The organism is Peribacillus sp. FSL R5-0717, assembly GCF_038002945.1.
Taxonomy (GTDB): Bacteria; Bacillota; Bacilli; order Bacillales; family DSM-1321; genus Peribacillus; species Peribacillus frigoritolerans.
On record NZ_JBBOOF010000001.1, the window covers coordinates 3,281,209 to 3,295,371 of the forward strand.

General features: G+C 37.1%; 16 protein-coding genes. 12 read left to right on the forward strand and 4 right to left on the reverse strand.

All coding sequences use genetic code 11. From position 1 onward, the window contains the following. Positions 1-442: 442 nt before the first annotated feature. The 3 genes from NYE65_RS15905 to NYE65_RS15915 all read left to right on the forward strand — a co-directional run bounded on the left by NYE65_RS15905 (position 443) and on the right by NYE65_RS15915 (position 3,553). Complete coding sequence (locus NYE65_RS15905) at positions 443-1,831, forward strand: amino acid permease (protein ID WP_340861221.1); 1,389 nt, start codon at positions 443-445, stop codon at positions 1,829-1,831. 64 nt (positions 1,832-1,895) lie between these two features. Beyond that, positions 1,896-2,066 (forward strand): hypothetical protein, encoded by a 171-nt coding sequence (locus tag NYE65_RS15910; RefSeq protein ID WP_340861222.1) that lies wholly within the window; start codon positions 1,896-1,898, stop codon positions 2,064-2,066. A gap of 137 nt (positions 2,067-2,203) precedes the next feature. Beyond that, positions 2,204-3,553: an FAD-binding oxidoreductase gene (locus tag NYE65_RS15915; RefSeq protein ID WP_340861223.1), complete on the forward strand. Its 1,350-nt coding sequence runs from the start codon at positions 2,204-2,206 to the stop codon at positions 3,551-3,553. 108 nt (positions 3,554-3,661) lie between these two features. On the opposite strand, the gene NYE65_RS15920 is transcribed toward NYE65_RS15915, so the two are convergent. From NYE65_RS15920 to NYE65_RS15930, 3 genes are all read right to left on the reverse strand, one after another. Next, a complete protein-coding gene (locus NYE65_RS15920; protein WP_034305596.1) occupies positions 3,662-3,874 on the reverse strand; it encodes a hypothetical protein in 213 nt (70 codons plus the stop codon). 363 nt (positions 3,875-4,237) lie between these two features. Further along, on the reverse strand, positions 4,238-5,023 hold the full coding sequence (locus NYE65_RS15925; protein WP_340861224.1) for a glucose-1-dehydrogenase: 786 nt from the start codon (positions 5,021-5,023) through the stop codon (positions 4,238-4,240). Positions 5,024-5,041: 18 nt separating this feature from the next. After that, positions 5,042-5,893, reverse strand: coding sequence for a GRP family sugar transporter (locus NYE65_RS15930; RefSeq protein WP_063592162.1), 852 nt, complete (start codon positions 5,891-5,893; stop codon positions 5,042-5,044). A 210-nt stretch (positions 5,894-6,103) separates the two neighbouring features. On the opposite strand from NYE65_RS15930, the gene NYE65_RS15935 reads away from it, so the two are divergent. Continuing rightward, the gene (locus NYE65_RS15935; RefSeq protein ID WP_340861225.1) at positions 6,104-6,664 is read left to right on the forward strand and encodes a thioredoxin family protein; all 561 of its coding nucleotides are present in this window, start codon (positions 6,104-6,106) and stop codon (positions 6,662-6,664) included. A gap of 186 nt (positions 6,665-6,850) precedes the next feature. On the opposite strand, the gene NYE65_RS15940 is transcribed toward NYE65_RS15935, so the two are convergent. After that, the gene (locus NYE65_RS15940; RefSeq protein WP_034305549.1) at positions 6,851-7,396 is read right to left on the reverse strand and encodes a helix-turn-helix domain-containing protein; all 546 of its coding nucleotides are present in this window, start codon (positions 7,394-7,396) and stop codon (positions 6,851-6,853) included. A gap of 406 nt (positions 7,397-7,802) precedes the next feature. Here NYE65_RS15940 and NYE65_RS15945 point away from each other — a divergent pair, with 406 nt between their 5' ends. From NYE65_RS15945 to NYE65_RS15980, 8 genes are all read left to right on the forward strand, one after another. Next, complete coding sequence (locus tag NYE65_RS15945; RefSeq protein WP_034305547.1) at positions 7,803-8,042, forward strand: PLD nuclease N-terminal domain-containing protein; 240 nt, start codon at positions 7,803-7,805, stop codon at positions 8,040-8,042. Beyond that, positions 8,039-8,944, forward strand: coding sequence for an ABC transporter ATP-binding protein (locus NYE65_RS15950; protein ID WP_340861226.1), 906 nt, complete (start codon positions 8,039-8,041; stop codon positions 8,942-8,944). The genes NYE65_RS15945 and NYE65_RS15950 overlap by 4 nt, the downstream gene beginning before the upstream one ends. Then, positions 8,941-9,729, forward strand: a complete 789-nt coding sequence (locus tag NYE65_RS15955) for an ABC transporter permease subunit (protein WP_340861227.1) — start codon at positions 8,941-8,943, stop codon at positions 9,727-9,729. Before NYE65_RS15950 ends, NYE65_RS15955 begins: the two co-directional genes overlap by 4 nt. A gap of 49 nt (positions 9,730-9,778) precedes the next feature. Further along, on the forward strand, positions 9,779-10,495 hold the full coding sequence (locus tag NYE65_RS15960) for an ABC transporter ATP-binding protein (RefSeq protein WP_034305539.1): 717 nt from the start codon (positions 9,779-9,781) through the stop codon (positions 10,493-10,495). Continuing rightward, positions 10,470-12,062 (forward strand): hypothetical protein, encoded by a 1,593-nt coding sequence (locus NYE65_RS15965; RefSeq protein ID WP_340861228.1) that lies wholly within the window; start codon positions 10,470-10,472, stop codon positions 12,060-12,062. Before NYE65_RS15960 ends, NYE65_RS15965 begins: the two co-directional genes overlap by 26 nt. An 88-nt stretch (positions 12,063-12,150) precedes the next feature. Continuing rightward, on the forward strand, positions 12,151-12,438 hold the full coding sequence (locus NYE65_RS15970; RefSeq protein WP_034305533.1) for a transposase: 288 nt from the start codon (positions 12,151-12,153) through the stop codon (positions 12,436-12,438). A gap of 360 nt (positions 12,439-12,798) precedes the next feature. Continuing rightward, entirely contained in the window at positions 12,799-13,509 is a 711-nt protein-coding gene (locus NYE65_RS15975) for a 4'-phosphopantetheinyl transferase family protein (protein ID WP_340861229.1), read from the forward strand. Then, entirely contained in the window at positions 13,500-14,159 is a 660-nt protein-coding gene (locus NYE65_RS15980; RefSeq protein WP_340861230.1) for a hypothetical protein, read from the forward strand. Before NYE65_RS15975 ends, NYE65_RS15980 begins: the two co-directional genes overlap by 10 nt. The last annotated feature ends 4 nt before the right edge of the window (positions 14,160-14,163 follow it).

Sequence of the window (14,163 nt, forward strand, 5' to 3'; positions counted from 1 at the left end):
TGATGATTTTTCACTGCTTGATCATTTCATTATGCTTATAAAATAATATTGGAATTCTATCATCTATTTTTCGGTAGGTCAACAAATTTTTTGAAATGAAACAGGCATTATCTGTAGTTTAATAGTGGTCTGTATTTAACATAAGGTCTAAGCAGAAGTGATTGTTTTCTACTCATTATGAACGATCACTATAATAAAATACTGAACATCATTTTTTTAAAATGATATTTTCAGATTTGAAAAATCAACAAGATATTATTGGCAACTGTTTATTTCAAAAATACAATTGTATTTTTACAGAATATTTACTATTATAAGATAAGAAATCATAAATGAAGTGTTATTGATATTTTTTCGATAGAGCATTTCTAACTGCAATAATTAATAAGTTCGTGGTAAGGATAGAAAAGCATTACCGATATTGCATCTGGAGGAGTTAATCATGTCGAACAAGGAATTAAAGAGAGGGCTGGAAGCACGTCACATTCAAATGATAGCTTTGGGCGGAACCATCGGAGTCGGGTTATTCATGGGATCTGCGAGCACGATCAAATGGACCGGGCCCTCTGTAATGCTTGCTTATGCCATTGCAGGTATTTTTATATTTTTCATCATGCGTTCCATGGGTGAGATGCTTTATTTAGAACCGACTACAGGTTCTTTTGCAACCTTTGCGAGCACCTATATACATCCTTTGGCAGGTTATATGACTGCTTGGAGCAATTGGTTTCAATGGGTAATCGTCGGAATGTCCGAAATCATTGCGGTTGGGCTGTATATGCAATATTGGTTCCCGGAGTTACCGGCCTGGATACCAGGTGTAGTGGCCATGATCATCTTGGGAGCGGCCAACCTCATTTCCGTTAAATCCTTTGGGGAATTTGAATTCTGGTTTGCACTTATAAAAATCATAACGATTATATTGATGATCGTTGCCGGCCTGGGCCTTATCTTCTTTGGAATAGGGAATGGCGGGGATGCGATTGGATTATCGAATCTTTGGGAAAATGGCGGCTTCTTTACGGGAGGCTGGACAGGATTCTTCTTTGCGCTTTCGCTTGTCGTGGCTTCCTATCAAGGCGTTGAGCTTATCGGCATCACAGCCGGGGAAGCGAAAAACCCAACGAAGACCGTAACAAAAGCGATTCAATCAATTATATGGCGCATTTTAATTTTCTACATTGGTGCCATTTTCGTCATTGTGACAGTATTCCCTTGGGATCAACTGGATGACTTAGGCAGTCCGTTTGTTTCGACCTTTGCCAAAATAGGTATCACTGCAGCGGCAGGCATCATTAATTTTGTCGTCATCACTGCGGCGATGTCTGGATGCAACAGTGGGATTTTCAGTGCAGGTCGTATGCTTTACACACTGGCATTGAATGGCCAAGCTCCGAAAGTCTTTGCTAAAGTATCTAAAAATGGAGTTCCGGCATATTGCACGATCGCTGTACTATTAGGGTTGGGCATCGGGGTTATCCTGAATTACCTTGCACCGCCGCAAGTATTCCTTTATGTGTACAGTGCGAGTGTTTTGCCTGGGATGATTCCATGGTTTGTCTTACTTATCAGTGAGCTTAAGTTCAGAAAGGTAAATGCCGCTGAAATGGAGAAACATCCGTTCAAAATGCCGTTGGCCCCTTACAGTAACTATGCGACAATAGCCTTTTTACTGATGGTGCTGGTAGGTATGTGGATCAATCCTAGTACAAGAATTTCCTTGGTTGTCGGGATCGTTTTCCTAGCCTTGGTAATAGCAAGTTATTACATGCTGAAAATGGATAAACGAACACCATTGGATGTTAAATCCGATGATGAGATTTCAGGATAAGAAATTCTAGTAAAAAGCCCTTCTCTAATTCGAGAAGGGCCTTTTTTGTCCTTGTAGACCAATGGTGGAATTCACGAGTAAAACAGCGAAACTCACGAGTAAAACAGCGGAATTCGCGAGTAAAGTCGTCGAATTCACGAGTAAAACAGCGAAACTCACGAGTAAAGTCGTCGAACTCAAGGGTAAAACAGCTGAACTCACGAGTAAAGTCGTCGAATTCACGAGAAGACGTTGAATTCACGAGTAAAACAGCAAAACTCACGGGTGTAGCTAATTTGCCCCCGTAACAAGGGGGAGGAGCAGGGGGAATGTATCTTCATGCCAGTTTTTTTCATAGGATGTTACATATTTACCCGAGGAGGGGTTTATCTTTTGGAAAGAACAAAGCTTACCGGGCGTATCGTTACACCTAATGATGCTGAGTATGAGCGTGCCAGGATAAATAATAACTTAAGTTTTTCTAAATTCCCAAAGGTCATTGTGTTTTGTCAAGATTCCGATGATGTGTTGAATTCATTGAAGTGGGCCCGGGAAAATCATGCACCTTTCCGGGTTAGGAGCGGCAGGCATAGTTATGAAAATTTTTCATTAGTGAATGGCGGTCTAGTCATTGATATTAGTGAAATGTACAATATCAAGGTCAATCGTGAAAAAATGATCACAAAAATTGAAGCCGGAGCTGATTTAGGGCGAGTATATAATACGTTATGGAACTATGGCACGACGATTCCGGCAGGGACCGAAAGCAGTGTTGGTGTTGTAGGTCTTACGCTCGGCGGTGGAATAGGTATGTTAACGAGGCGCTTTGGACTTACTTGTGACAATCTGCTTGAAATAGAAATGGTAAGGGCTTGTGGAAAGAGGGGAGCCAAACTCATTAAAGCGAATAGGAAAATCAATAGTGATTTATTTTGGGCATGCTGCGGGGGAGGAGGGGGAAACTTTGGCATAGTCACTTCTCTTACTTTCAGGGTAACCCCTGTATCAAGGGTTTCCGTTTTCTCCGTCACATGGGGGTGGGAAGATTTCGAAGCGGTGTTTGAAGCCTGGCAGGATTGGGCCACTAAAGCTGATGAAGGCTTAACTTCAGAAATAGAATTCAAGGCAAAGGAAGCAAACGAAATTTTTGCTAAAGGTGAGTTTGTTGGAACGTCACATAGATTGAAGCAGCTATTAAAGCCTTTGACAAGAACCGGCTCACCAATAAATGTCATGATAAAGGAAGTCCCATATATTGAAGCCGTAAGATTCTTTGATTATCCAGCTGGAAATCAACCGGCGCATCGAAAGAGGTCAGGATCTTTCATTGAAAAAGCTTTTCCACAGCAAGCAATCGTAACTATGAAACATTTTTTAGGAAATGCGCCAAATGAAAATGCAGCCATTTGGCACCAATCCCTAGGAGGAGTGGCGGGCCTTAAAGATCCAAAGGAGACAGCTTTTTATTATCGAGATGCCATCATCGCCCAGGAGTATCAGGCTACATGGACCAATCCAGAAGAAGAGCGGCTAAACATTCGTTGGATCAAGGACCTGAAGCATGCCTTGTCACCATTTACTACCGGTGACTATGTGAATTGGCCGGATACTCTAATCAAAGATTGGCCAACTGCATATTATGGAGAAAATTTCAAACGGCTTAGGGAAGTGAAAACGAGGTATGATCCATACAATGCGTTTAAGTTCCCACAAAGCATACCGCCATTAAATAAGTGGGGTTGAAAAAGCTTGGATTCACCCAATACATTCGTTATATAAAGGCCTAATCCTGAATTTGGATATAGGCCTCTTTATTCTTGTTTTGAATCAATTAATCGATAATCCCCAAAATCATTCCGCTTGCTGAGCTTGTACTGTACTATAAACCTGATTTACGGAAGATTGGGCTTGGGCAATTTCTTGAGCCGCTTGTTTAATGGCTTCTTGTGCCAACGTTGGATCCGAGGAAGATTTTTCAATTGCTTGTGAAAGTAAGGTTTGCGTAAGGGTAACGTTAGCTTTTGCTTGATTTAATTGATTGATATCAATTTGTTGTTGAGGCATGTAGTTTCTCTCCTTATGTCATTTTTGAAATTACTCCATTAGGATGACCGTTCTTTTCTATTTTATAAGGAGTAAAATTTATTCTACGGGTTTATTTGTATATAGTGAATCACGGATGCCCCATTTTTTGCTTTCACTTGTATAAAATAAGGATCCACAAGGTCACTTCCTTCTCTTGAACGAATATAACTGACATCATTATAACTTAGGATTTGTTGGTTCCAATGCAGAAATTGATCCGAAAGGGACAACCAATCCGAGAAAAAGACCGCAAGCTTCTAGCTTGTGCAGCATCTTTGTCCAGGGTCATGAAAAGAACCACCCCAAGTTTGTGATGGGAGTGGTTCTTTTCATTAGTTCAGTTCAGCCTTTTCCTGCTTGGAAACCTGGATATTTGGTCATCCCGCCATCAGCATATAAGGTCATTCCCGTTACATAGCTCGATTCGGCGGAAGCGAGCCAAGCGGCACAAGCGGCAATTTGTTCCGGTTTTCCGATGTATCCCATCGGTATCAGGTTGATGACTTCTTGTTTAGCTTTCGGGTCATTGAATTTTTCGGCATTGATGGGTGTGTCGATTGCACCAGGTGAAATATTATTAATGCGAATCCCTTTAGGAGCATATTCAAGTGCAAGGGTTTCTGTCATCATCTTGACTCCGCCCTTACTTGCTGCATAGTGGACAAAATGAGGCCAAGGTATCCGGTCATGAACGGAAGACATGTTAATGATATTGCCCTTAATGCCATGATCGAGCATATAACTGATTGCTTCCCTGCTTGCCAGGAACATCCCCGTTAGATTTACATCGATGACTTTCTGCCAATCTTCAAGAGTCAATTTTTCGCTGGGCACTTCATTTTCAATACCAGCATTGTTGATCATGATGTCGATTGTACCAAAGGTGTCCACAGCGAAAGAAAGCAATTTCTTCACATCAGCTTCCTTTGAAACGTCACCTTGAATGGCTGCGGCTTTCCCGCCTGCAGCTTCAATCGTTTTGATGATTTCCTTATGGTCTCCATTTTCAGTGTGATAATTTAATACGATATGTGCTTTTTCTTTACCGAACCTTTCGGCCATGGCTTTTCCTAATCCTTTTGCCGCGCCAGTGATCACGACGACTTTTTTCTCTAAATCTTCATACATCATTCAGCTCTCCTTTGACTATTCTTTTGTAAAGCCAATCATGATTCCGCCAGCAATTACGAGTACACACCCGATGATGACAAAGGCCATTTGCTTTTTGGATTTTTTCTCTCCTAAAAGAAAGATGCCGCCTAAAGTGGAAATGACGATTCCCATTTGGGAAAATGAGAATGCGATGGCCACGCCCACTTTGGGATTAGCGAGCAGGAGACCGATATTGCCGACAGCCCACATCATTCCGGTAAGGATATTCCGTCCGGCATACTTATTAAACGGTTTATGTTTGATGGAAAGGAGCAAGGCAGCCAGGAACATGCCAATTGCTTGCGGCAGGATCGCCGACCATCCGTCAACCTCATTCCATCTGACGACGATGACATATGTAACATAACCCACCGTAGAAATGGCAAGGTAAAAAACCCCTTTTTTCATGCTTCCTTCTTTTTTGTTATCACCATCGCCATAGCTTGTCAGCAAGACACCTGTAATCAAACAGATGATTGCAACAATGCCGATGATGATTGTCATCTTGTCATTCCATTCCCTGAAAATGATGACCGCAAAAAATGTATTTCCTAGAATTTGCAGTCCTGTTGAGATTGGAACGGTTTTCGATACCCCGATTTCCTTGACGCTATTGAATTGAAATAACTGCCCGAATGCCCAGCCTATCCCGGAAATGATGCCGACAATCCACACTAAACTGCTCCATTCCGGCGGATTGATGAAAGACATCATGATGGCGAACAGTAATGAACCGATTGTAATGCCAAGTGTTTGATTATAAGAGTTGCCTCCGAGTTTTTCGGAAACAAGCACTAAGCTGCCCCATGTCAATGCAGGGAGTAGCGCAAAGAGAAAGCCTTCCACAAAATTTCATCTCCTAAACTAGAAAACAATGTTTCTATCAATATAAAATAGTTAGTAAGCTATTGAATGTATGTATAGTTTTCCCCTTACACGGGAAAGAAAACATGGATTTAATTTACCAATTTGACATTTTATTTTTCGGGGTGGAAACAATGAAATAATAAGTGGTTTATGGTACTTTTAATTTAAAAAATAGTTAGGAGAAATACGATGACGAAACTGAATGAATGGTTTGAAAAGGGGATTCCTGCTCAAGAATTTGTATCTTCGATGAAAGTTCATAAGGAAAACTTACAATCGATCCAGCAAGGTTTTTCCACTTCTGCAGAGGACCAAGATTTTTTTGATGCATTAAAGAAGAAGGAACTTCGAGTTATTGTCATTACTGAAGACTGGTGCGGAGACGCGATGATGAATATTCCTATACTGCTGAATATATCTGAAGCGGCAAATATCGAAACTCGCATGATTTTACGAGATCAAAATCTTGAACTGATGGATCAATATTTAACGAATGGAACAGCGCGTTCGATTCCCATTTTTATATTCATTGATAAGGATGGTGAAGAAAAAGCTGTTTGGGGACCTCGTGCACCAAAGGTACAAGAGTTCGTAATGGAGTTAAGGTCTGACCTGCCTGCCAAGGATGATGAACGTTTCGAGGCAGAGCAAAAAGCAGTTATTAAAAAGATAACTGCGGCTTTTGCTGAAGAAAAACACCTGTGGGACGAAGTATACAGCAGTATCAAGGAAACATTGGGGAGTTGCTGATTGCGGGTGCATCACTTCTAGTCATGTCCCATAACGGGTGGTAAACCCATTATGGAATTTATTGGGCTGTTTCAAAACATGGACTGCAACCTGATTGGTTGGTGAATATATAGATATGTTTCCTAACGGTTTTTTCTATAATATTCGTTTTTGAGTCCAAGGATTTGGAACAGCCTTTTCATTTTTTTATGATTCTGGAATAATTGTAACGCCGATTGTTCGAATAGGAGAGTCTTGTTTGGCACTTTGATTCGTTGCTTTGTAGTATTTTAACATTAAATCGTTCAATTCATTTTGGAAGTTAAGGAAGCTTTCATCATCAAGCTTTAGTTCTAAAAGGGAAAAGGTTGAACCATCTTCTGCGCAGTCTCTTTCTTCCAATTTAGTAAGATAGTTTTGATATTGGGTCATAAGGGATAATTGATAATAAGAAAAATAGTTCACCTTTTTTTCATTAGAGGATTTTTTCCATTCTTCCCCGCTAAGTCGTGCTTCTTCTTCATTTAAAACGTAGTATTTTTCGGAAACGGATCTCACTTTCTTCTCTTTTACTATGCGAATGACCCCTGAATCCAAGAGAACCTGTATATGTCTATATAATGTTGCTTGGGGTACATCTTTAATGATTTTTAACATTTCTAATGGTGTTAAACCATTTTCCCTATTTCTCATTAAAGCTTGGGTAATCTTTATTCTTACTGGGTGCATTAAAATTTCAGCTTTATTAATCATCTTATTCTCCTCACATTGGAAATTATAACTGGATAATTTTTAGTGAACTTTCCTGTTGGTCATGAATAATAAGTTTAATCCTTCATATATTGTAATGTTTGAATCATTGTCATTTACATGAAAATGACACGGTTCGAAAAATAATAGTACCTAAATATTTTTTCTAAGTAAATAATAATTATTTTTTAATTATTTTAATTTTTGAAAAAAATGTCTACATTTAATGAAAGTTAATAAATATCGCTATATTTTTATTATTATTCATTATGATAATATTATCATTATAAATAACAATAAAAACTAAAACAATATTTTATTAAGAAAAAAAATAGGTGCAAAATTCCAAATTAGATGTTATCATTATCGATAATGATAATAATATTTCGTTACCAAAGGAGTGGTATATATGGAATTGCATTATGGATGGAACGAATTGAAAGATATTGACTTCATGTCTATTCTGCCGATCATTTTACCGGTAATTGCAATTGGAATGATTTTAGTGCTTATAGCATTAATTGATTTATACAGAAATCGAAAGACGAGGAAAAATGTTTTATTGTGGACACTCATCATTATTTTTGCAAATACTATCGGTCCAATTCTGTACTTCGTTATCGGTAGAAAGGACAGTGAAAGAATATGAAATTAGAAATTAAAAATGTTACAAAAAAATTCAAAGAAAAAACAGCGGTCAATAATTTTTCAATGGAATTGCAATCAGGGGAATGTGTTGGATTGATTGGGCCGAATGGGGCTGGTAAATCGACACTGATAAAAGTGATTGCAGATATTATAGATCCAAGTATGGGAGAAGTATTGCTTGATGGTAAGAAAATTTCAAAAATGAAAAAGGCAATAGGCTACTTACCACAATACCCTAACTTCTTTCAATGGATGACCGCCAAAGAAACCCTTACTTTCATGGGGCAGCTTTCGGGTATCAAGAAAGAAGAATTATTAAACGGCATCCCAGAGATATTGTCGAAAGTTGGGTTGAGCGGGGAAGAGAATTCAAAGGTGCGGACTTTTTCGGGTGGAATGAAACAAAGGCTTGGAATTGCACAGGCGCTGTTACATAAACCGGCATTGATTGTCATGGATGAACCGGTTTCGGCATTAGATCCCATCGGCCGGAGAGAAGTGTTGAATATCATAAAAGAGATAAAGAAAGATACGACAATTTTATTATCGACGCATATATTAAGCGATGCAGAAGAAATATGTGAGAGGTTTGTCATCATAAAAAGCGGTAAAAAAATTGAGGACACAACGATGTCAGAATTATTGAACAGGAATAGCGGAAATAAAATCAATGTCGATATAACCTCTAAAAGTCAAAAATGGATTGAAAACGTTAAAAGCTTGAACTTCGTCAAAGGTGTAGAGGTAATGGGGAACAAATTGAAGATAGAAGTGGAAGATATTGAGTCAAACAAGAATATGTTACTGGCGAATGCTTTGGAGCATAATGTTGATCTTGTCAGGTTCGAAATAGATAACGATACATTGGAAGAGATATTCTTAAAATTGGTGGTGGAAAAATGAATAACTTTACCGTTTTAGCTAAAAAGGAATTTGTTCAGATGGTACGTGAATTTAAAGTGATTTGGCTGCCGCTTGTATTTATATTTTTAGGGATAACTCAACCAGTTGTAAGCTATTATTTACCTTCAATTTTAGAGGCACTGGGCGGGGGCCAAGGGATCACCATTGATCCAAGCATGGCTGCCCAAAAAGGCGGCGAAGTTCTTGCCAGTACTTTAGGGTCACAATTTGATCAGTTAGGGGTCATGATCATCATCGTTTCCATGATGGGAGTCGTTCAATCCGATAAAGCAAATGGGATGCTTGCTTTCATACTTACAAGGCCTGTGACGGTTGGATCTTATATAAGCGGGAAAATCATTTCCAATTACCTGTTTGTTGCCTGCAGTGTGGCATTGGGATATTTGGTTTCATATCTGTATGTAGTTTTTTTGTTTACGAGTGTTGATTTTGGGGATTTAATAGTGGCTTTACTGTTCTATCTGCTGTGGATCCTATTTATCGTTTCATTCACGACGATGATCAGTACCATTTTTAATAGCCAGGGTATCATTGCATTAATTTCGATAGTATTTCTCCTCGGCTGCAGAATCATAGTTGGATTAAGTCCGGTCATAGACAATGTGAATCCGGCAAGCATGAGTAAGCATGCCATGGAAGTACTGATTTTAGGCACAGTCAATTCACAGGCGGTTTGGGGTGCATTAGCTGCACTTGCATGGACGGCAGTAACGATATTGATAACGAACATATGGATTTCTAAAAAGAAATTCAATAATGAATAAGTTGAGGATGGAAATGTGTTAATCATGAAGTGATGGGAGGATGATAACTTTGTTAAGCATCACAGATTTGGAGAAAAGCTACTCGGCCAAGAAGATTTTGAATGGTGTAAATCTAGAAATCAAAAAAGGGGAAACCTTAGGTTTTATAGGAGCGAATGGTGCAGGGAAAACCACGACGCTGAACATCATTACAGGCATTTTAGATTCAGAAAATGGAAAGGTTGAAATAAATGGCCTGACCAAAGAAGACGGCATAGAATATAAAAAACAATTTTTCTTCATTCCTGATACTATCAATGTGTTTAACAATGTTTCGGGATTTGATTGGATTCGTTTCTTGATGAACCTATATGGAAATGATGACAAAGAACGGTTGGGGAAATATATCAATCGGTTTGGGATGCAGGAGTCCATTAAAAAGCCAATGGGAAGTTATTCTTATGGAATGATGCATAAGGTATCCCTGATAGCGGCTTTTACCATTAATCCCCCGATCATCATTATGGATGAACCATTGAACGGATTAGATCCAAACGCTGTTTTAGTTTTTAAGGGGTTAATCAAACAATATGTTGAAATGGGCGGTACAGTGTTCTTCTCGACGCATCTGCTGGATGTGGCAGAGAAAATTTGTAATACAGTGGCTATTTTAAAAGAGGGAAAAATCATCCTGCATGATGAGATACAAAATATAATAGGTGAAAGTTCATTAGAATCTACCTTTATGGAGGCTCAGGTATATGAAGGAAAAACTTCAGTTAACTAGATTTTTCGTTTCTTCCTTCTATAAAATGCCCAAGCAGACAATGTTACAGGCTGTCCTGATAATAGCCGTTTTTTATATGTTTTTGCAGCTGACTGTCGTTAACGCCTTTGTTTATTTTCTTGGAGATACCCAGGTCTTCCTGTTTTATAATTTAACCATTTCCAGCATTCTCGTCTTTGCGTTGGTTTGCTATTTGTCCACATCACAAATATTTTCTTATGATGAATTTAAAGTATTGGCACCTCTGCCACTCACCTATAAGGAAATATCAAGGGCCAAAGTGTTAAGTAGCTTATGGGTCCCGATCATCTTATCAATGATGATCCAAGTGCCAACATTAGGCTTCTTGATAGTCGATCTAAAGTTTATCGAAGCGATTAAATTAATCACGTTTTTACCAATTGTCAATGGTTTAACGGCCTTGTTCCTGCTTTTTATCCTATCGTGCATGAATAGGCATTATTATAGATTCAAAAGTAAAGTAGCATACTTAATGGTTAACATTGCTATCATCCTAACGCTTATGATTATTTCCATTGTATATTTTGCAGGAAAATCATCAGTTGCCATTTCAAAGGTCATCTCGGAAATAGAATTGAATTCTTTTGAAGGGCTAAAAAACTCGTTGGAATTGTTGATGAGACATATATTTGAAACCGCAAATATGATTCCAGTGATCAAATGGATATTGGATGCTTTTGTATCAAATGAAATAACCGTTCAATTTTTCATTATTTATATTTCGATAATGGTAATAGGTTTCCTTTTGTATTCAATGATTATAGAGAACATTTCTGTTCATTACTTTAAAAATGGGATATTGGGAAACAACAAAACGAATATGAAAAACTCAAAGGTTAATATATCAAAAAATCAATGGAGTAACTATTTACAAAGAGAGATATGGATCATTAAGTCTGAAGCATATTTTAAGTTGCAAATCGCTTTAGGTCTTCTTTTGCCTCCGATCTTTTCACTTGTCATGTTATTGCTGATTCAGAATGAAGTATTCCCGAATTATTTGAATATAACGAAAGAGGGAGTCTTCGATAAATACTTTTCCTATTCGGTCCTTTTCTTGTGTTGTATAAATAATATAAGCGGAACCCCATATTCAAGAGAAGGTAAATACCATTATTTACTGAAAAGCGTCCCGTTTGATGAAAAATATGTTTATTTTTCTAAAGTGATATTTTCATCAATAATCAGTATTATAGCCGTGGTGATCAGCTTTTTGATATTTGCCCTATTTGGCTATTGGGAAATGGAAAATGCAGTCATGTTATTAATCACTTCTTGTTTAGTGGTTTGCTATAATCTTCTAACACCATTATATGATATGAAAAATCCTAGTATTGAATGGGAGAACCCATCTGCTGCAATTAAATCCAACCCCAATGTATTAATAAGCCTGCTTTATGGATTGCCATTATTGATCTTGGTAACAGCGATTCATTTTGCCTTGGTTTGGTTCAGTGTCCAACCCCTGATTGGAGCGCTAATGATTTTAGTGATCGCAATAGCGATCAATTCCATTTTGATTAATAGATTGAAATTAAATTTATGAAAATCTTTATATTAGAAAAACATTTTCGTTTGATAAAGGAAGTACAGAAAATCGGCACTAAATAAATTTAAAAAAGGAGTGTCTTATTATGGGGAAGCACCATGATAAAGATTTTAAAATTTATGCTGCTCGATTAGTATTGGAAGAAGGCAGAAAGCCTAGAGAATTGGCCGAAGAACTTAACATATCCATACCTACATTAAGAAATTGGATCAATATCTATAAAGAAACAAATGAAGTTGGCTCGGCTGACTCCAGTAATGGTTTTTCAGGGCTCAGTATGAAAGAGGAAAAGGATAAAATAATTAAAGATCTACAAGAAGAGAATGAGATATTAAAAAAGGCCATGCACATTTTCATTAAACAACCAAAATGATTGAACAGTATTAAAGCCATATTTTATTTTTCACAAATTATAGTGAAAAATAAAATATGGCTTTTTTAATTAGAAAATTTCAAGTTGATTTTTTCATTCTAAATTTCACACGATAAGTCCTATGAAAATACTACTAAAGTAGAAAAATAATAAAAAATGGTAAAGTTACTATGTAATGTAGATAATTTACAAATTTTTAATGGACTCGGCAAAATTGTTGTGATAAAGTGTTATCGATAATGATAATAGGTAATATTTAACCCAGAAAATGAAATAATTGTTTAAAAAAAGAAATTTTAGAGGAAAAATATGGAGAAAAAATGCGGGGTTTCTAGAAAAAAGAGGGGAGGAAAATTATAAATGATTGAATACTTTATGAATAAGAAAAAAATTTATAAATCTTATATCAAGTATTATGAAGCGAATTCAGTCAATTTGGACTATATTGATGATATTTTTAACGAAAAAGAATGGAATTATTTAAATTTGCAAAATGGTCCCAAAAGATCCATCGAAGCAAAGAAAAGTTTGTACTTTGGAAAAAAAACAATTATGGAGTTTTTTGGTATTGGTTTGGATGAAATAAAGAATGTTTCCCTGTTGAAAGGAGTCTTTGGACAGCCGGTCATTGTTACAAGCTTGTTCTTTTTAATGAACATAGGTATATCCATCACACATACGGATAAAACATTCGGAATATTGCTTTTTGATCAACTGCATCCAATGGGAATCGATATTGAGACTAAAACGAAATCCGATTCTGAATTTTTAGAAACCTACTTAACGGAATCCGAGAAAAAAATGATTAAGGAAAGCGATGGTGTTTTAAGTAAAGAAGTTTTCTTTAGTGCAAAAGAAAGTCTATCAAAGATACTAAAAACAGGATTGACCTCTCCACTTGAAATCTATGAAATTTCCAAGGTTGACATGGATCAAGATAACGTCTCACTTTTCTATAAAAATTTTACCCAATATAAATCAACGGTTGTACTCGTGAATGATGAAATAAGAAGTGTTACCTTTCCGATAAATTCTACGAAAATAATTGAGGGGGAATACCAATGGAATTAAAAATGGCAGCAAATGCTGAATTAAAAAACAAAAACAAATTAGTACAATATCTTTTTAATAAAGAGGATAGAGTTCACAAGTTAATCATTTCGTTATTGATACTCAGTTTAATAGCAGGTATCGAAACGACGCTTTTGTTATATTCTGCAGATCAAAAAGGGATGAACGTATTAAATGGCATGTCCATTTCAGAGATTGGAGCCCTTAGTTTTGCCATTAACACAATTGTAATGGGAGCTCTTGGATTATTGGTTACCTTCATCATTCAAATATTAATTGTGTGCCTATTATTTTTAGTTTTAAAAGAAAGACCGGTAAATATAAAAGGGGTTTGCCAAGCTGTCATAAATGCAGGGGTATGCATCGTGATTGGATCCGGTGTTAATGCAATCATCGCATTATTGGTTAAGAGCAAGGAAACGACTTTCACTAGTTTATCCTTACTGGTGCATGATAAAAGCTCCATCCTTCACACATTCATGGCTGAGTTTGAGTTGTTTTACATTGTCAGTTTAATTCTATTCAGCTATAGTCTGGAAAAATTGGCGCTCATTAAGAGAAGAAATGCATGGATCATAACGATTGTAATCGCTTTGGTTTCTTTGGTTTTTCATATGTTGACAGTTGCATCAGGCACATATTTAAAATAATGGG

What these genes read in the sequence shown, in the direction of transcription:
- NYE65_RS15905 (WP_340861221.1), top strand. Translation starts at nt 443, where the DNA reads ATGTCGAACAAGGAATTAAAGAGAGGGCTGGAAGCACGTCACATTCAA.
- NYE65_RS15940 (WP_034305549.1), bottom strand. Translation starts at nt 7,396, where the DNA reads ATGATTAATAAAGCTGAAATTTTAATGCACCCAGTAAGAATAAAGATT.
- NYE65_RS15935 (WP_340861225.1), top strand. Translation starts at nt 6,104, where the DNA reads ATGACGAAACTGAATGAATGGTTTGAAAAGGGGATTCCTGCTCAAGAA.
- NYE65_RS15980 (WP_340861230.1), top strand. Translation starts at nt 13,500, where the DNA reads ATGGAATTAAAAATGGCAGCAAATGCTGAATTAAAAAACAAAAACAAA.
- NYE65_RS15950 (WP_340861226.1), top strand. Translation starts at nt 8,039, where the DNA reads ATGAAATTAGAAATTAAAAATGTTACAAAAAAATTCAAAGAAAAAACA.
- NYE65_RS15925 (WP_340861224.1), bottom strand. Translation starts at nt 5,023, where the DNA reads ATGTATGAAGATTTAGAGAAAAAAGTCGTCGTGATCACTGGCGCGGCA.
- NYE65_RS15920 (WP_034305596.1), bottom strand. Translation starts at nt 3,874, where the DNA reads ATGCCTCAACAACAAATTGATATCAATCAATTAAATCAAGCAAAAGCT.
- NYE65_RS15970 (WP_034305533.1), top strand. Translation starts at nt 12,151, where the DNA reads ATGGGGAAGCACCATGATAAAGATTTTAAAATTTATGCTGCTCGATTA.
- NYE65_RS15965 (WP_340861228.1), top strand. Translation starts at nt 10,470, where the DNA reads ATGAAGGAAAAACTTCAGTTAACTAGATTTTTCGTTTCTTCCTTCTAT.
- NYE65_RS15975 (WP_340861229.1), top strand. Translation starts at nt 12,799, where the DNA reads ATGATTGAATACTTTATGAATAAGAAAAAAATTTATAAATCTTATATC.
- NYE65_RS15945 (WP_034305547.1), top strand. Translation starts at nt 7,803, where the DNA reads ATGGAATTGCATTATGGATGGAACGAATTGAAAGATATTGACTTCATG.
- NYE65_RS15955 (WP_340861227.1), top strand. Translation starts at nt 8,941, where the DNA reads ATGAATAACTTTACCGTTTTAGCTAAAAAGGAATTTGTTCAGATGGTA.